The 16305-nt window shown below is 71.5% G+C and carries 13 protein-coding genes; 5 read left to right on the top strand and 8 right to left on the bottom strand.

Annotated features, from left to right (window positions below; all coding sequences use genetic code 11):
* Positions 1-29: 29 nt before the first annotated feature.
* Positions 30-380, bottom strand: a complete 351-nt coding sequence (locus KK483_RS29645; RefSeq protein ID WP_262008283.1) for a hypothetical protein — start codon at positions 378-380, stop codon at positions 30-32.
* Positions 381-566: 186 nt separating this feature from the next.
* Here KK483_RS29645 and KK483_RS29640 point away from each other — a divergent pair, with 186 nt between their 5' ends.
* On the top strand, positions 567-1808 hold the full coding sequence (locus KK483_RS29640) for a GDSL-type esterase/lipase family protein (protein WP_262008282.1): 1242 nt from the start codon (positions 567-569) through the stop codon (positions 1806-1808).
* Positions 1809-1871: 63 nt separating this feature from the next.
* On the opposite strand, the gene KK483_RS29635 is transcribed toward KK483_RS29640, so the two are convergent.
* Positions 1872-3131, bottom strand: a complete 1260-nt coding sequence (locus KK483_RS29635) for a Gfo/Idh/MocA family protein (RefSeq protein ID WP_262008281.1) — start codon at positions 3129-3131, stop codon at positions 1872-1874.
* Between the two features lie 168 nt (positions 3132-3299).
* On the opposite strand from KK483_RS29635, the gene KK483_RS29630 reads away from it, so the two are divergent.
* Positions 3300-3917: a TetR/AcrR family transcriptional regulator gene (locus tag KK483_RS29630; protein ID WP_262008280.1), complete on the top strand. Its 618-nt coding sequence runs from the start codon at positions 3300-3302 to the stop codon at positions 3915-3917.
* Positions 3918-3965: 48 nt separating this feature from the next.
* On the top strand, positions 3966-5732 hold the full coding sequence (locus KK483_RS29625; RefSeq protein ID WP_262008279.1) for an acyl-CoA dehydrogenase family protein: 1767 nt from the start codon (positions 3966-3968) through the stop codon (positions 5730-5732).
* A gap of 290 nt (positions 5733-6022) precedes the next feature.
* On the opposite strand, the gene aspA is transcribed toward KK483_RS29625, so the two are convergent.
* Both aspA and KK483_RS29615 read right to left on the bottom strand, forming a co-directional pair.
* Positions 6023-7486, bottom strand: a complete 1464-nt coding sequence (gene aspA, locus KK483_RS29620) for an aspartate ammonia-lyase (RefSeq protein ID WP_262008278.1) — start codon at positions 7484-7486, stop codon at positions 6023-6025.
* A 141-nt stretch (positions 7487-7627) separates the two neighbouring features.
* Positions 7628-8650 (bottom strand): asparaginase, encoded by a 1023-nt coding sequence (locus KK483_RS29615; RefSeq protein WP_262009735.1) that lies wholly within the window; start codon positions 8648-8650, stop codon positions 7628-7630.
* Between the two features lie 148 nt (positions 8651-8798).
* On the opposite strand from KK483_RS29615, the gene KK483_RS29610 reads away from it, so the two are divergent.
* Positions 8799-9254 carry an Lrp/AsnC family transcriptional regulator gene (locus KK483_RS29610; protein ID WP_262008277.1) on the top strand — a complete coding sequence of 152 codons (456 nt, stop codon included), beginning with the start codon at positions 8799-8801 and terminating at the stop codon, positions 9252-9254.
* A 140-nt stretch (positions 9255-9394) separates the two neighbouring features.
* Here KK483_RS29610 and KK483_RS29605 read toward each other — a convergent pair whose 3' ends face one another.
* The 4 genes from KK483_RS29605 to KK483_RS29590 all read right to left on the bottom strand — a co-directional run bounded on the left by KK483_RS29605 (position 9395) and on the right by KK483_RS29590 (position 14950).
* Positions 9395-11725, bottom strand: a complete 2331-nt coding sequence (locus KK483_RS29605; protein WP_262009734.1) for a glycoside hydrolase family 3 N-terminal domain-containing protein — start codon at positions 11723-11725, stop codon at positions 9395-9397.
* Between the two features lie 125 nt (positions 11726-11850).
* Entirely contained in the window at positions 11851-12669 is an 819-nt protein-coding gene (locus KK483_RS29600; RefSeq protein WP_262008276.1) for a carbohydrate ABC transporter permease, read from the bottom strand.
* Positions 12669-13616: a carbohydrate ABC transporter permease gene (locus KK483_RS29595; RefSeq protein ID WP_262008275.1), complete on the bottom strand. Its 948-nt coding sequence runs from the start codon at positions 13614-13616 to the stop codon at positions 12669-12671. The genes KK483_RS29600 and KK483_RS29595 overlap by 1 nt, the downstream gene beginning before the upstream one ends.
* A gap of 26 nt (positions 13617-13642) precedes the next feature.
* Positions 13643-14950: an ABC transporter substrate-binding protein gene (locus KK483_RS29590; protein ID WP_262008274.1), complete on the bottom strand. Its 1308-nt coding sequence runs from the start codon at positions 14948-14950 to the stop codon at positions 13643-13645.
* 140 nt (positions 14951-15090) lie between these two features.
* On the opposite strand from KK483_RS29590, the gene KK483_RS29585 reads away from it, so the two are divergent.
* On the top strand, positions 15091-16191 hold the full coding sequence (locus KK483_RS29585) for a LacI family DNA-binding transcriptional regulator (RefSeq protein ID WP_262008273.1): 1101 nt from the start codon (positions 15091-15093) through the stop codon (positions 16189-16191).
* The last annotated feature ends 114 nt before the right edge of the window (positions 16192-16305 follow it).

The raw sequence follows: 16305 nt of genomic DNA, 5'->3' as shown, positions 1-16305 counted from the left end.
CCGCCGTGTACGCCGCCGTGCGCCGTCCGTCAGCGGGCTCGGCTGGCCTCGCGCACGAAGAGCCGGACGAAGCGCAGGACGCCCCACACCATGCCCACGTTGAGCAGTGCTCCGCCGACGAGAAGGGCCACGGGGCCGAAAGGGCTCCCGGCCCGGGCGTCCGGGTCGAAGCCGCCGGTCGCGGCGGCCAGTGGCAGCACCACGAGGACGAAGACGAGCACGGAGCCGGGCCACGAGGCGAGGTAGAGCGTGGAGTACAGGCTCTCCGGCCCGTTCTCCGGGCCGCCGGCCAGCCCGTGGGCGACACCGCCCGCCGCAATCAGGGCGATGTACGCCGCTGCCAGGACCCGGGCGAGACGGCACGCACGCGTGATGTTCATCGTTGCTCTGTCCTCCGTACGGCCGGTGCGGCTCCTCGGCGAGGTCGCCGCACCCCATACTATTGAACACGTTCAGACGAACCCCAGGGAGCTGACGGTTCCTGTCCGCCACTGCCCGCAGCCGGCGCATGGCGGGCAGGCCGAAAACCGGGTGCGGACCGGGAATCCGGTTGACAGGCTGAGCGCATGGACGACCAGCACGACGAGCTCCCCGACACCGCCAGCACGCACCGGCCGACGGACTGGATCACCACGCCCGTCACCGCGGAGCTGCTGCGCGGCGCTCTCGATCTGGAGCGCACCCAGCACGGAGTGCTGCCGCACCGGCTCCCCGCCCGGGCCCGCGCACAGTGCGGAAACGGGCAGCTGGCCATGGTGGAGGCGCAGCCCTCCGGCGTACGACTGGTCCTGCGCACCCGGGCCACGGCCGTCGAACTGGACGCGCTCCGCACCAAGATGGCCTACCGGGGCGCCCCGCCGCGCCCTGACGGGGCGTACGACCTGCTCGTCGACGGCCGCCTGGCCGGCCGGTCCAGTGTGACCGGCGGCAACGTGCTGATGGTGGACATGGCCACCGGATCCGCCGAAACCCGGCCGGGACCGGTCGGCACCGTCCGGTTCACCGGCCTTCCGGACCGGATGAAGGACATCGAGATCTGGTTGCCGTACAACGAGGTCACCCACCTGGTCGCCCTGCGCACCGACGCCCCCGTCGAGGCCGTGCCGGACCGGGGCCGCAAGGTGTGGCTGCACCACGGCAGTTCGATCAGCCACGGTTCCGACGCCGCCGGCCCCACCTCGACCTGGCCGGCGCTGGCCGCCTCCCTCGGCGGCGTGGAGCTGGTCAACCTCGGTCTTGGCGGCAGCGCCCTGCTCGACCCGTTCACCGCCCGTGCCATGCGGGACACCCCCGCGGACCTGATCAGCATCAAGATCGGTATCAACCTGGTCAACACCGACGTGATGCGACTGCGCGCCTTCACGCCGGCGGTGCACGGCTTCCTCGACACCATCCGCGAGGGGCACCCCACCGCTCCACTGCTGGTCGTCTCGCCCGTCCTGTGCCCCATCCACGAGGACACCCCCGGCCCCAGCGCCGCGGACTTCACCGACCTCAGCGAAGGGAAGCTCCGCTTCCGGGCCGTGGGCGACCCCGCGGAGCGGGCCGCCGGGAAGCTGACGCTCAATGTCATCCGGGACGAGCTGTCCCGCATCGTGGAGATGCGGGCGACCGACGATCCCAACCTGTACTATCTCGACGGCCGCGACCTGTACGGCGAGGCCGACTTCGCCGAGCTGCCGCTGCCCGACCAGCTCCACCCCGACGCCGCCACGCACCACCGCATCGGCGAGCGTTTCGCCGCACTGGCCTTCGGCACCGGCGGACCGTTCACCACCGGCGGACCGTTCGCCGCCGGAGGCGCCTGAGCCCGCGGAGGCGCCTGAGCCCGCGGGGGCATCTGAGCCGGCGGCCGCGCCGCGATCAGGTGCTCAGGAGACGTCCGGCACGGGCTCCACGGTGCCGCTGTGCCGGGCACGTTCGGCCGCGAGCACCGCGAGATGACTGGCGAGGGAGTCGCGCGCGCCCGATGTCACGAGCGTGCGGTCCCCGGTGGCGACGGCCCCGACGAAGGCGTCCATCAGCCCCGCGTCGCCTCCGCCATGGCCCCCGGCCGCCGACATCTCGCCGTGCCCGGCGGGCGTGACGGTCTCCTCGGTGCGGGTGAGGAAGTCGTACACGCGGATGGTATCGCCGTCACCGGTCAGCTCGCCGCGGGTGCCGAAGATCCGGGTGCGGCGATTGGTGAGCTCGGTGAAGGCGGTCATGGTGAAGGTGGCGGTGGCCCCGCCGGGGAACTCCATGGCGACGACCTGGTGGTCGACGACGTCGTTGTCGCAGGCGTACACGCACCGGCCGTACGGTCCGGTGCGCAGGGCCTCGTCGAGCGCGGGGGGCGTGAAGTCGTCCACGACGACGCTGAGCGGCCAGACGTGCTCTCCCCGGTCGAGCATGCCGCCGTACAGGCGCCGGGCGGAGTACGGGCAGCCGGCCTCGACGGAGCAGTCCGCACAGCGGTCGGCGGCGTCCTCGGGCCGGTTGGCCGCGGTGAAGTGGGACAGCCGGCCGAAGCTGGACACCCGGGCGGGCGGGCTGCCGATGACGTACTGCAACCAGTCAAGGTCGTGGCAGGACTTGGCCATGAGCATGGACGTCGACTCGTCGTGGCGGCGCCAGTTGCCGCGTACGAAGGAGTGCGCCTGGTGCCAGAAGCCGACGGGTTCCAGGTGCTGGACGCTGATGATGTCGCCGATCCGCCCGGAGTCGACGAGCCGCTTGAGGGTGCGCGTGTAGGGGGTGTAGCGCAGGACGTGGCCGACGGCCAGCATCACCCCGGCCCGTTCGACGGCGGCGACGATCTCCCGGCACGCGGTCTCGTCGAGGGCCATCGGCTTCTCCAGCATGATGTGGTAGCCGAGGGCGGCGAAGGCCGCGGCCGGTTCCACGTGCAGCCGGTCGGGCGTGCAGATGAGCACCGCGTCGGCGATCCGGCCGCGGACGACGAGGTCCTTCCAGTCGGCGACGGCGTTCCCCGGAGCGATGCCGTGCGTCTCGGCGAAACGGGCGCGGCGTACGTCACGCGGTTCGGCGACGGCGACGACCCTCGCGCGGTCGGGGTGGTCGAGGGCCCACCGGGCGTGCCCGGTTCCGCGGTCGCCGGCGCCGACGACGAGCAGGGTGACAGGTGCCATGCGGCGACCCTAGCGACTCCCGAACCCCATAGGAAGCGCTTTCTACCACTCTCCCCCGAACACCCTCGCCGGCGCCGCCAGCCGGTGGTCGACGCGCCCTCGCACCTGGCTTTCCCGCCCCTGCCCAGGGGTCTGGCATGAAGCTCTGAATGGTGGTTCACTCTTTGTATGGCCTACCGCAAGACGCCCGCCGAGCTGGACCGCCTCGCCGCCGCCAGGGAGCACCTGGTGGAGCGGGCCACCGCCGTCGTCGCCGACGTGGGCTGGGCGAACGCCTCCGTCACGGCGGTCGCCGCCGCGGCCGGGTTGTCGGTCGGCTCGGTCTACCAGCACTTCCCCTCCAAGGGGGCGCTGGCGGTCGAGGTCTTCCGGCGCGCGTCGGGGCGGGAGGTCGAGGTACTCGGCGAGGTGCTCAGGGAGGGCAGCGGGGACCCGGTCGAGCGGCTCGCGCTCGGCGTCGGCGTCTTCGCCCGCCGCGCCATGGAGTCCCGCGGTCTGGCCCACGCCCTGCTCGCGGCACCGGCGGAGCCGGCGGTCGGCGAGGAGCGGCTGCTGTTCCGGCACCGCTACCGCGAGGTGTTCGCCGAGGTGATCCGCGAGGGCATCGCCGCGGGACTGCTCCCCGATCAGGATCCGGACGTCACCGCCGCCGCCCTCACCGGGGCGATCGGCGAGGTGCTGGTGGACCCGCTGTCCGCGCCCGCGGAGGGCGACGCCGCCGACCGTCTCGTCACCGAGCTGGTGGCGATGTCCCTGCGGTGCGCGGGCGCCGCACCCGCCCCGTGAGAGCACCGCGCACCATCAGCCGATCGAGCTCGAATCCCGAGGACCGTGATGACCACCACCGCAGGCACCACAGGCACCGCAGGCACCACAGGCACGACAGCCACCGCAGGCACGACAGCCACCGCAGGCACCGCACTGAGCAGCAACCCCACCGCGTGCACCCATGAGGTGACCAACCAGGCGCCGCCGCTCGTCGGCCACGATGTCGCCGACGACGCCGTCCTGCTGGAGGGGCTGCGGCGCGAGGGCGCCGGCTGGTACGCCGACGACCTGCACCGCATCGGCCGGCTGGCCGGGTCGGAGCAGGTCCAGCGGTGGGCCGAGGAGGCGAACCGCCACGAGCCGGTGCTGCGCACCCACGACCGCTACGGCAACAGGATCGACGAGGTCGACTTCCACCCCTCGTACCACGCGCTGATGGAGGTGGCGATCGGCGAGGGCCTCGGCGGCGCGCCCTGGGCCGACGTCCGGCCGGGCGCGCATGTGGCGCGCGCGGCCGGGTTCATGGTGTGGAGCTCGGCCGAACAGGGCCATGGCTGCCCGGTCTCCATGACGTACGCCGCCGTCCCCGCTCTGCGGTCGGCGCCCGAACTCGCCGCGGTGTACGAGCCGTTGCTGACGAGCCGCACGTACGACCCGGGCCTGCGCGCCCCGGCGGGCAAGCGCGGCCTGCTCGCCGGGATGGGCATGACCGAGAAGCAGGGCGGCACGGACGTGCGTGCCAACACCACGGTGGCCACCGAACAGCAGGACGGCACCTGGCGGCTGCGCGGCCACAAGTGGTTCACCAGCGCCCCGATGAACGACCTCTTCCTGGTGCTGGCGCAGGTGCCTGGGGGCACCTCCCGTGCCGACGGCCACGGGGGAGGGCTGTCCTGCTTCCTCGTGCCCCGGGTGCTGCCGGACGGCAGCCGCAACACCTTCCGCATCCAGCGGCTCAAGGACAAGCTCGGGAACCGCAGCAACGCCAGCAGCGAGCCCGAGTTCGACGACACCGTGGCCTGGCTGGTCGGCCCGCCGGGGCACGGGGTGCGGACCATCATCGACATGGTCACGATGACCCGGCTCGACTGCGTCCTCGGCTCCGCGTCGGGGATCCGGGCCGCGCTCGCGCAGGCGGCCCATCACGTCCGCCACCGCAGCGTGTTCGGCACGAAGCTGATCGACCAGCCGCTGATGCGCAATGTGATCGCCGATCTGGGGCTCGAATCGGAGGCGGCGACCACCCTGGCGCTGCGGATCGCGGGCGCGACCGACCGGGCGCAGCGCGGCGACGCGCAGGAGCGGGCGTTCCTGCGGCTGGCCACGGCGGTCGGCAAGTACTGGGTGTGCAAGCGCCAGCCCGCGGCGGTCGCCGAGGCGCTGGAGTGCCTGGGCGGCAACGGTTACGACGAGGCGTCGGGCATGCCCCGGCTGTACCGGGAGGCGCCGCTCAACGGCCTGTGGGAGGGCTCGGGCAATGTGAACGCGCTCGACGTGCTGCGCGCCCTGGCCCGGGAGCCCGAGTCCCTGGCGGCCTTCGGCGCCGAGATCGAGGCGGCGGCGGGCGGGGACGCCCGCCTCGACGAGGCGTGGCGGAGGCTGCGCGGTGAGCTGGTGCTCACCGAGGACGCGCCGCTGCGTGCGCGCAGGCTGGTGGAGCGCATGGCCCTGGTGCTCCAGGGCTCCCTGCTCGTCCGGCACGCCCCGGCCGCCGTGGCGGACGCGTTCTGCGCGTCACGGCTCGCCGGCGACCAGGGGCTTGCGTTCGGCACCCTGCCGCCCGCCGCGGACCTCACGGCCGTCATCGCCCGGGTGCCGGGCGCCACGGGCTGAGCGCCGGCCCGCCCTGCCCCACGGCGCCCTCCGGCCCGCGGGGCACCCTCGTACCCGACGCCGGCGACCAGGGGCTTGCGTTCGGCACCCTGCCGCCCGCCACGGACCTCACGGCCGTCATCGCCCGAGTGCCGGGCGCCACCGGCTGAGCACCGGCCCACCCTGCCGCACGGCGCCGTCCGCCCGCGGGGCACCCTCGTACCCGACGCAGGGGGATCGTCCGGCGTTGCCGGACGGTCGTCCGCCGCACGAGTGCACCCACCGTTCAGCGGCGTCAACAACGCTCCGGGTCAATGCACCTGGCGGCGGTGGCTGCCGTGCGGCCGGGCGAGATTGTCCGGGAGCAGGATGCGCTGGAGCTCGTCCTCGGTCAGCAGCCCCTTGTCGAGGACGAGTTCCTGCACGCTGCGGCCGGTCCTCAGGGCCTCCTGGGCGACGGCGGTGGCCTGCTCGTAGCCGATGTGCGGGTTGAGCGCGGTCGCCAGGCCGATGGAGTGGGCGACGAGCCCGGCGAGGTGCTCGCGGTTGGCGGTGATACCGGTGACGCAGCGGTCGGCGAGGGTCAGGCAGCCGGCCCGCAGGTGGGTGAGGCTCTTCAGGAGGCTGTGGGCGATGATCGGTTCGAAGGCGTTCAGCTGGAGCTGGCCGGCCTCGGCGGCCATGGTCACGGCCATGTCGTTGCCGATGACCTCGAAGGCGATCTGGTTGACCACCTCGGGGACGACGGGGTTGACCTTGCCGGGCATGATGCTCGAACCGGCCTGTACGGGCGGCAGGTTGATCTCGGCGAAGCCGGCGCGCGGGCCGCAGGACAGCAGTCGCAGGTCGTTGCAGGTCTTGGAGAGCTTGACCGCGATCCGCTTCAGCACTCCGGACAGCTGGACGAACGCGCCCGCGTCCTGGGTGGCCTCGACGAGGTCGTCGGCGACGGTGAGCGGCAGTCCGGTGATGGACCGCAACTCCCCGGCGGCCAGCGCCGCGTACCGGGGATGGGCGTTGAGCCCCGTGCCGATGGCCGTGCCGCCGAGGTTGATCTCGTGGATCAGCGCCCGGGCCTCGGTGAGCCGCTTGCGGTCCTCGCCGAGCATGACGGCGTACGTCGCGAACTCCTGGCCCAGGGTCATCGGCACCGCGTCCTGGAGCTGCGTACGGCCCATCTTCAGGATGTCGGCGAACTCCTCGGCCTTCGCCTCGAACGCCGAGCGCAGCACGTCCATGGCGTCCAGCAGCCGCTGGGCGGCGAAGTCGAGGGCGATCTTGACGGCGGTCGGGTAGACGTCGTTGGTGCTCTGGCCCGCGTTGACGTCCTCCAGCGGGTGCAGTCGGGTGTACTCGCCCTTGGTGTGGCCGAGGAGTTCGAGTGCCCGGTTGGCGACGACCTCGTTGGCGTTCATGTTCGTGGAGGTGCCCGCGCCGCCCTGGATCACGTCGACCACGAACTCGTCGTGGAGCTTCCCGGACCGGATCTCCTCGCAGGCGGTCACGATCGCGTCGGCCTTGCGGCCGTCGAGCAGGCCGAGTTCGCGGTTGGCGAGGGCCGCTGCCTGCTTGACGCAGGCGAGGGCGGTGACGAGGTCGGGGTAGGCCGAGATGGGGGTGCCGGTGATGGGGAAGTTCTCCACGGCCCGCAGGGTGTGGATGCCGTAGTAGGCGTCGGCGGGGACGTCCCGGTCGCCGAGCAGGTCGTGCTCGCTGCGGAACTCGGCGGGGAACGCGGGGTGTTCCCCGCGCTGGGCGTGGAGGTGCGTGGCCATGGAGGTGCGGACTCTCCTGTCGGGTGCGTACGCGAAGGGTGAGGGGATCCGGGACGGGTCGCGCCGGGACGGGTCGCGCCGGGACGGATTGCGGCGAGACGGGTCGCGCGGGGACGGCTTAAAGGGTCGCGCCGGGACGGCTTATGCCTGGACGAGTTCCGCCGCCGGGCGGTCGTCGGTGGTGACCGCCTCACCGAGCGCGTGGCGCAGCACGCGGCCTCGTTCCCGCGGGTCGGTGGTGGCGAGCAGTGCGCTGAGTACGGCGACGCGGGCCTGGCCGGCGCGGAGGGTGCCGGTCGGCACGGCGCCCGCGGCGACGAGGTCGACCGCGCCGCCATGGGTGTAGATCTCGGTGACCGGGCCGGCCTGGACCCGGGTGGTCAGGGCGACGAGCACGCCGCGGGCGGTGGCGGACGCGACGGCCTCGACGATCTCGGGGGTCGCGTTGCCGGCGCCGGTGGCCACCAGGACGAGGCCCTGGGCGCCGGCGTCCACGGCGGCGTTGAGCAGCAGGGGGTCGGCGTCGGCGTGGTGCATCACCATGTCGACGCGGGGCGCTGCGCCGGGTACGGCGGGCAGGGCCAGTGCGGCGGGGCGCTGCGGCTGCCGCAGTACGGAGACCCGGCCGAAGCCTATGTTGCCGATCCGGGCGCCGGACGGGTCGGCGAAGGCGTCGGCGGCGAGCGTCTGCGTCTTGAGGGTGCCGCGGGCGGCGTGCACCTTGCCGTCGAAGGCGACCAGGACGCCCAGGCCGCGGGTGGTGGCGGCGGTCAGCAGCGCGTCGTGGAGGTTGCCGGGTCCGTCGCCGTCGGCGGCGTCGAGCGGGAGCTGGGCGCCCGTGAAGACCACCGGGCGCGGGTCGTCGTGGTGGAGGTCGACCAGGAAGGCGGACTCCTCCAGGGTGTCGGTGCCATGGGTGACGACGATGCCGTCCACGCCGGGGTCGGCGAGCACCTCGTGCACCGTGTGGAGCAGGGTGAGCTGGTGGTGGGTGGTGAGGCGGGGGCTGTTCACGCTGAACAGGTCGACGATCTCGACGCTGACGCCCTCGGGCACCGCGGCGGTCGCCATGACCTCCCGGCCGTGCGCGTCGGCGGCGAACCCCGCTCCCTGCCAGCGGCTGGCTATGGTCCCGCCGGTGCTGATGACGACGATGCGTCCCACTGTGCCCTCCTCGTCCGTGGTGTGCGTGCCCGTGGCGTACGCGCCGCGGCGAGGCGGCGAATCCACACGCAATGATAGAAGGTGTATCGCGCAATTTGTTCGCCGGTTTCGCCCCGCTTGCGCCATCGACGTGGTGGATAATTGCGCCATGGACCAGATCGACAGGGCTATCTTGCGCGAGCTCCAGAACGACGGACGGCTGAGCAACCAGGAGCTGGCGCAGCGCGTGGGCCTGACCCCGTCCCCGTGCATGCGCCGCGTGCGCCAGCTGGAGCAGGACGGGGTGATCCAGGGCTATCGGGCGGTCATCGACCCGGAGGCGGTCGGGCGGGCCTTCGAGGTGCTCGTCTCCATCGAGGTGAAGCGCGACCGCGAGGTGGTCGAGTCGTTCGAGGCCGCGCTCCAGGACGTCCCGGACGTCATCGAGGCGTACCGGCTCTTCGGCAGCCCGGGCTGCCTGCTGCGGATCGCCGTGGAGGACCTGCGCGCCTACGAGCGGCTGTGGATCGAGAAGCTGACCGCTCTGTCCGGTGTCACGGAGGTCAACTCGCAGATCATCATGAAGCGCATCAAGGAACCGCGCGGTCTGCCGGTCGACGGCTGACCGGCCGCCCAGGGGACACCGCGGCGCGTGCACCACGAGGTGTGGTGCACGCGCGGGTGCCTCCTCGGTTCCGCTGTGCCTCTTCAGTTCGGCTGTACCGTCAGTTCAGCTGTGACAGCAGTTCAGCTGTGACGTCGTGATCACGACGTCACAGGCTGCTCCGTCGTGAACTGCGCGTGCAGACGCCGCCGGTGGTCCACCTCCCGTACGGCACCGGTGAGCATGACCCGCGCCGTCAGGCGCGGCTCGGTGCTGGAGGCGCTGAGCCGCAGCTCCAGCTCACCCGGCTCCACGATGCGCCGCCCGTCGCGGCCGGTGAAGGAGGCCAGGTCGGCGGGGACGGACGCGTGGAGCCGTACGGAGGCGCCGGGCGCCAGCTCCAGCCTGGCGTAGCCGATGAGCCGCTGCACGGGCTGCACCACCGAGGCGACGGGGTCGTGCAGATAGAGCTGGACCAGCTCGGTGCCCTCGCGGCCGCCGGTGTTGCGGACCGTGCAGGAGAGCCTGAACTCGGCGTCCGTGGCCGCCTCTTCGACGTCCACGGCCAGGTCGGTCCACTCGAACGTGGTGTACGTAAGCCCGTGCCCGAAGCCGAAGGCCGGGGTCGGGTCGATGTTGGAGACCTCGCTGGAGTGGCCGAGCCGCGCCGCCAGATACGTGGACGGCTGGGCCCCGGGGTGGCGGGGCACGCTGACCGGGAGCCGTCCCTCCGGGGCGGTCCGGCCGCTCAGCACCGAGGCGATGGCCCGGGTGCCCTCCTCGCCGGGGAAGAAGGACTGGACGACGGCGGCGGATTCCGTCGCCGCCCGGCCGAGCACGTAGGGCCGTCCGGCCAGCATCGTCACCACGACCGGGGTGCCCGAGTCGAGGAGCAGGTCGAGCAGTTGCTGCTGGACGCCGGGCAGGGCCAGCGACTCGGCGTCGCAGCCCTCGCCGCTGGTGCCGCGTCCGAAGAGTCCGGCGCGGTCGCCGAGCGCGGCGATAACGATGTCGGCGTCCCTGGCGAGCTCGGCCGCGGCCGCGAAGCCGTCGGTGTCGGTGCCGTCGACGCTCGCTCCCGGGGCCACAACGATCTCGCTGCCGGGGAACTCCGCAGCCAGCGCCTCGCGCAGGGTGGGCAGTTCGATGCCGACGGGGACCTCGGGGTGCTGGACGCCGACGTGGACGGGGAAGGCGTAGCAGCCGAGGACCGCGGTCGGGACCTCGGCGTTGGGGCCGATCAGCGCGATCCGCGCCGGTGCGGTGCGCTCCTCGGAGCCGGCGGCCGGGGCCAGCGGAAGGGTGCCGTCGTTGTGGAGCAGGACGATCGCCTGTTCGGCGACGCGGCGGGCGAGGGCCCGGTTGGCGTCCGTGTCGAGGCCGATCGTGCCCCGCAGCGCCTCCGATCCGGCGCCGGGGCCGGCCCCGGTTCCGGCAGCGGCTTCGGACAGCGCCTCGGGGAGCGGGCTCCAGTCCGGGTCGAGGAGGCCGAGCTGGGCCTTCTGGACCAGTACGCGCCGTACCGCACGGTCGATCAGCGCCTCGGGCACACGGCCCGCCGCGACCGCTTCGAGGAGCGGCTCGCCGAAGGTGTTGACCGTCGGGAGCTCCACGTCCACGCCCGCGGCGAGCGCGGCGCCGGCCGCCTCGCCGAAGGTGCCGGCCACTCCGTGCAGGGTCTTGAGGAAGGCGATGCCGAAGTAGTCGGCCACGACCGTTCCGGTGAAGCCCCAGGTGTCCCTCAGCAGTCCGGTCAGGAGCCGCTCGTCGGCGGCGGAGGGGATGCCGTCGGTGTCGGTGTAGGCGTGCATGACGGAGCGCACGCCGCTCTCCCGCACGGCCATCTCGAACGGCGGCAGGATGATGTCGGCGCGCTCGCGGGCGCCCATGCCGACCGGCGCGAGATTGCGTCCGGCGCGGGACGCGGAGTACCCGGCGAAGTGCTTGAGGGTGGCGACGATGCCGGCGGACTCCAGGCCCTGGACGTAGGCGGTGGTGACGGTGCCGACGAGGTACGGGTCCTCGCCGACGGTCTCCTCGACCCGGCCCCAGCGTGCGTCCCGTACGACGTCGAGCACGGGGGCGAGGCCCTGGTGGACGCCGACCGCGCGCATGTCGCGGCCGATGGCGGCGGCCATCTCGCGGATCAGCGCGGGGTTGAAGGTGGCGCCCCACGACAGCGGCACGGGGTAGGCGGTGGCGCCCCAGGCGGCGAAGCCGGCGAGGCACTCCTCATGGGCGAGTGCCGGGATGCCGAAACGGTTCGCTTCGGCGATACGGCGCTGGGTGCGCGCCAGCGAGAGCGCGCCGATCGCCGGGTCGACCGGGGCCGTGCCGAAGGGCCGGGTCAGCTGACCGAGGCCGTACGGCAGCAGCTCGTCGAGGTCCGGCGCCTCCTCCATGTCGTGCTGGTGCGGGGCGACTTCGGCGCCCTCGTTCGACGCGCCCACCCAGACGCCGAAGAGCTGGGCGATCTTCTCCTGGAGGGTCATCTCGGCGATCAGGGCCTCGGCGCGGGTCTCCGCGTCGAGGGACGGATCGCGCCAGAGAGTACGGGCGGAATCGGTCTCCACGGAGGTCTCCACGGCCAGGTTGTCCTCTACAGCCACGTTGTCGGTCACTTTCCTCCGACGCCCATCAGCCCCTGGACCAGGGCACGACGGGCGAACAGGTAGACGAGCAGGATGGGGAGCATGGACAGGACCACGGCGGCGAGGAGGCCCGGGATGTCGACTCCGTGTTCGGTCTGGAAGTCGTAGAGCCCCATGGTGATCACCTTGGTCTCCGCCGACTGGGTGAGCACGAGCGGGAAGAGGAAGCCGTTCCACGCCTGGAGCGCCGAGAAGACCACGATCGTCGACAGGCCGCTCCTGGAGAGCGGGAGGACGAGCTGGAAGAAGGTCCGCCAGGGCGAGGCGCCGTCCATGGTCATCGCCTCGTACAGCTCGGGGGTGATGTCCCGCATCACACCGGTGAGGATGAGCGCGCACACCGGCATCGCGAAGGCCGCCGTCGGCAGGATGACGCCGATGAGGTTGTCGTAGAGACCGGCCTTGCTGATGACGTAGAACATCGGGACGATCACGGCTTGCGAGGGGATCGCGAGGCCGAGCAGGAAGAGCCGGAAGACGACGGTGGTGGTGCGGCCCTGGCTGCGGACGATCGCGTAGGCCAGCGGCGGCACAAGCAGCAGGACGATGCCGACCACCGCCACGGTGACGATCACCGTGTTGAGGAAGTACTGCCCGAAGCCCTCGTTGAGGTCGTTGATGTAGTTGTCGAGCGTGAAGTTCTCCGGGAAGGCGAGCGGGCCGTTGGCCGCGTAGTCCGCGCGGCTCTGGAACGTCGCGATCAGCATGACGTACAGCGGCAGGCCGACCAGGAAGAGCCAGACGAGCGAGCCGAACCCCGCCAGGTAGTTGGGACGGCTCTTCATCACACGCCCTCCTGGGTGCTGCGCATCTTGTCGTAGCCCGACAGCTTGACCGTGATCAGCGAGATGATCGTGGCGACCAGGACGAGGAGCAGCGCGATGGCGGATCCCGTGCCGAAGTCGAAGCTCTTGAAGGCCTTCTGGTACATGTAGTAGGCACTGATCGTGGTGTCGGTGCCCGGGCCGCCCTGGGTGAGGATCAGCACGGTGTCGAAGGTGGTGAGACCGCCGACGACCATGAGGATCACCGAGGTGATGACGCTGTTGCGCAGCTGCGGCAGCGTGATGTGGAAGAACTTCCTGACCCTGCCGGCCCCGTCGATCTCGGCGGCCTGGTAGAGGACCTGCGGGATCGCGCGGGCCGCGCCTTGGTAGATGAGGGTGTGCAGGGGCGTGAACTGCCAGGTGGCCACGAAGACGAGCACACCGATCGCGGATGCCTGCTTGCCGAGCAGATTGCCGTCCCCGAACAGCCACTGGACCTGCGCGGGCACACCGAAGTTGGGGTCGAGCACCGCACGCCACAGCACGGAGACGGCCGTGATGGAGAGCAGCAGCGGGACGAAGTAGATGGCGGTCAGCACCGCCCGGTTCCGCTGGCGGCCCGCGGCCCAGACGCCCAGCAGGATGCTGATCGGGGTCTGGACGGCGACGCCGAGCACGGTGAGCAGCACGCTCAGCCAGAGGCTTTCCAGCATGACGGGGTCGTCGAGGAGCTTCTTCCAGTTGTCGAAACCGGCGAACTCGGGCTCGCCGAGGCCGTTCCAGCTGGCGAAGGACAGCACGACGAGCATGCCGAGCGGGACGATGGCGAAGAGTCCGAAGAAGAGCGCGGCCGGAGCCGCCCAGGCGAAGCCCGGGCGGCCCACTCCGATGCCGGACCGGCCGGGGGCCCGGCCGGTCCGTTCGGACTTCTCGCTGTCCACGGCGGGTGCAGTGGCAGTGGTCATGTCAGATGATCCGGATCAGTGGTGGGTCAGGCGGCCGGCAGGGACTGCATCTGCTTGATGAATCCGTCCGCGTCGATCTGGCCGTTGAAGAACTGCTGGACGGCCGAGTGGATCGTGGTGGTCGCGGCGGGCGGGTACGCCTGGTCCCAGGAGAGCTGGAACGCCGGGGCCTTCGCCACCAGGTCGTACTGGTACTTCGAGTACTCCGGGCTCGCCGAGGTGTCGAGGAAGTCCGGGGTGTTCGTCGTGGTGGGCAGGTTGCCGATGGACAGCTGCGACTTCACGAAGTCGTCCGAGTACATGAGCTTGAGGAAGTCGGCGACGGCCTCGGGGTGCTTGGTCGTCTTCAGCACCGAGTAGTAGTTGTTGGTGTTGCCGGCGAGGTTGCCCGGGTCGCCCTTGCCGCCGGTGACGGTCGGGAAGGTGCCGTAGCCGAGGTCGTTCTTGGCGAAGTCCGGGTGGGCGTCCTGGAGGGTCGAGTACTCCCAGGAGCCCATCAGCTCGAAGGCGGCCTTGCCGGTGGCCAGCAGGGCGGGCGAACCGCCGTCGGTGAACTTCACCGAGTCGAAGTTGGTGCCGAAGGCGCCCGCGTCGACCAGCTCCTTGATCATGGAGAGGGCCTTCTTGCTCTCGGCGCTCTCCCAGGCGCTCTTGTCACCCGTCATGGCCTTCTGGAACAGCTCGGGCCCGGCGACGCGGTCGTAGACGTACTGGTACCACATCTGCGTCGGCCACTTGTCGCCGCCGCCGAGCGCGATCGGGGTGACGCCCTTGCCCTTGAGGGTCTTGACCGCCGCGAGCAGCTCGTCCCAGGTCTTCGGCGGGGTGATGCCGGCGTCCGCGAGGACCTTCTTGTTGTGGAACATCAGGACGGGCTGGGTGCCGCGCATGGGGACGCCGTACGGCTTTCCGTCGACGACGGCGGTGTTGAACACCGAGGGAAGGAACTTGTCCTTCAGACCCGCGTCCTTGGCGATGAAGTCGTCCAGCGGCATCAGCAGGCCGGCGTCGACGAACGGCTTGATGCTGCCGCCGCCCCAGTTGAAGAAGACGTCGGGGGCCTGCTTGCTGTTGATGATCGTCTGCAGCTTGGCCTGGTAGTCCGCGCCCGGAATGGTGTCCAGGACCACCTTGACCTCGGAGGTCTTGTTGAAGGTGTCGACCAGCTGCTTCTCGACCTTGTTGGTCGCGTCACCGTAGACCAGGACGTGAATCTCGTTGGACCCGCCTGCCGAGTCGTCGGAGTCCCCGCCGCACGCGGCCAGTGAAAGCGCCATTGCCAGCGTCACACCGCCGATGACGGCGGTCCGCGGGAACCGTACGCGTCGCTTCATCGCCTCGCCTCTCGAAACTATTTCGGCACCATTACCGAAAGTTCACGAGAGGGGACGCTAGGCCCCGTCACCAGGGGGGTCAACCCTCGAACGGCGAGTTACCAAAGCGTTACGCTGTTGCGGCCGTTGTCCCGTGCCTTATGCTCCTCGCCATGCGCGATGACGAGGAGTTGGGCCGAATCACCCTGGCCCAGGTGGCCAAGAAGGCCGGCGTCTCCATTTCGACAGTTTCGAAGGTCCTCAACGGCCGGCAGGACGTGGCACCGCCGACGAGGATCAAAGTGGAGCGCCTCCTGGAGACCCATGCCTACCGGCGGACGGCGCGGTCGTCCCGGGAGGCCCCGCTCATCGAGATCGTCTTCCACGAACTCGACAGCATGTGGGCACTGGAGCTGATCCGCGGTGTGGAGAACGTCGCCAAGGCCAACCAGGCCAGCGTGGTGCTCACCGAGAGCGGCACCCGCCACTCGCCCAGCCCCGACTGGATCGAGGGCGTGCTCCAGCGCCGCCCGATCGGCGTCGTCCTGGTCTTCTCCGCGCTGCCCCAGTCGGTCAAGCAGCAACTCCGGGCGCGGTCCATCCCCTTCGTCATCATCGATCCGGCGGGCGACCCCGAGCCGGACGTGCCCTCCGTGGGCTCGGCCAACTGGACGGGCGGACTTGCGGCCACCCGCCATCTGATCGAGCTCGGCCACCGGCGCATCGGCATCATCACCGGCCCCGAGGACATGCTCTGCTCCCTGGCCCGCCTCGACGGCTACCGCTCGGCGATGAACATGGCCGGCCTGGAGACCGGCCCCGAGCTCGTCCGGTTCGGCGACTTCCATGTGGAGGGCGGGTTCGACCGGGCGACGGAGATGCTGGCGCTGCCGCGTTCGCAGCGGCCCACCGCGATCTTCGCGGGCAGCGACCTCCAGGCGCTCGGCGTCCTGGAGGCGGCGCGGGTGAGCGGGCTGCGCGTCCCGCACGACCTCTCCGTGGTCGGTTACGACGACGTCCAGGTCGCCCGCTGGTCCAGCCCGGCGCTGACCACGGTGCACCAGCCGCTGCGGCAGATGGCGGAGGAAGCGGCGCAGATGCTGCTGCGCCTTCGTACGGAGGAGCCGTCGGCGACGAGGCTGGAACTGGCGACGAGCCTCGTCGTGCGCAACAGCACGGCCCCGCCGCCGCGGGAGGCCGGGGCAGAGGCGGCCCCGGAGGCCGCGCCGCAGACCGTCCCGGCGGCCCGCACGGAGCGCTGACCCGGGCCCGGTGCCCCGCCCGGGCAACCTGGGCTCGGGCCGTCCGCCCCGGCCCCTCATGGACCACGTCGCGCCCTGAACCTTGAGGTCTGCATACGGCCCCGTGGGTGGGTT

This window comes from Streptomyces sp. FIT100, from assembly GCF_024584805.1.
Lineage (GTDB): Bacteria > Actinomycetota > Actinomycetes > Streptomycetales > Streptomycetaceae > Streptomyces.
The sequence above is the reverse complement of the archived record's forward strand: the minus strand, read 5'-3'. Positions and strand labels throughout refer to the sequence as shown.

Bases quoted from the DNA above. Each gene is read 5' to 3' on its own strand.
- KK483_RS29645 (WP_262008283.1), bottom strand. From the start codon at position 380: ATGAACATCACGCGTGCGTGCCGTCTCGCCCGGGTCCTGGCAGCGGCG.
- KK483_RS29640 (WP_262008282.1), top strand. From the start codon at position 567: ATGGACGACCAGCACGACGAGCTCCCCGACACCGCCAGCACGCACCGG.
- KK483_RS29635 (WP_262008281.1), bottom strand. From the start codon at position 3,131: ATGGCACCTGTCACCCTGCTCGTCGTCGGCGCCGGCGACCGCGGAACC.
- KK483_RS29630 (WP_262008280.1), top strand. From the start codon at position 3,300: ATGGCCTACCGCAAGACGCCCGCCGAGCTGGACCGCCTCGCCGCCGCC.
- KK483_RS29625 (WP_262008279.1), top strand. From the start codon at position 3,966: ATGACCACCACCGCAGGCACCACAGGCACCGCAGGCACCACAGGCACG.
- aspA (WP_262008278.1), bottom strand. From the start codon at position 7,486: ATGGCCACGCACCTCCACGCCCAGCGCGGGGAACACCCCGCGTTCCCC.
- KK483_RS29610 (WP_262008277.1), top strand. From the start codon at position 8,799: ATGGACCAGATCGACAGGGCTATCTTGCGCGAGCTCCAGAACGACGGA.
- KK483_RS29605 (WP_262009734.1), bottom strand. From the start codon at position 11,725: ATGACCCTCCAGGAGAAGATCGCCCAGCTCTTCGGCGTCTGGGTGGGC.
- KK483_RS29600 (WP_262008276.1), bottom strand. From the start codon at position 12,669: ATGAAGAGCCGTCCCAACTACCTGGCGGGGTTCGGCTCGCTCGTCTGG.
- KK483_RS29595 (WP_262008275.1), bottom strand. From the start codon at position 13,616: ATGACCACTGCCACTGCACCCGCCGTGGACAGCGAGAAGTCCGAACGG.
- KK483_RS29590 (WP_262008274.1), bottom strand. From the start codon at position 14,950: ATGAAGCGACGCGTACGGTTCCCGCGGACCGCCGTCATCGGCGGTGTG.
- KK483_RS29585 (WP_262008273.1), top strand. From the start codon at position 15,091: ATGCTCCTCGCCATGCGCGATGACGAGGAGTTGGGCCGAATCACCCTG.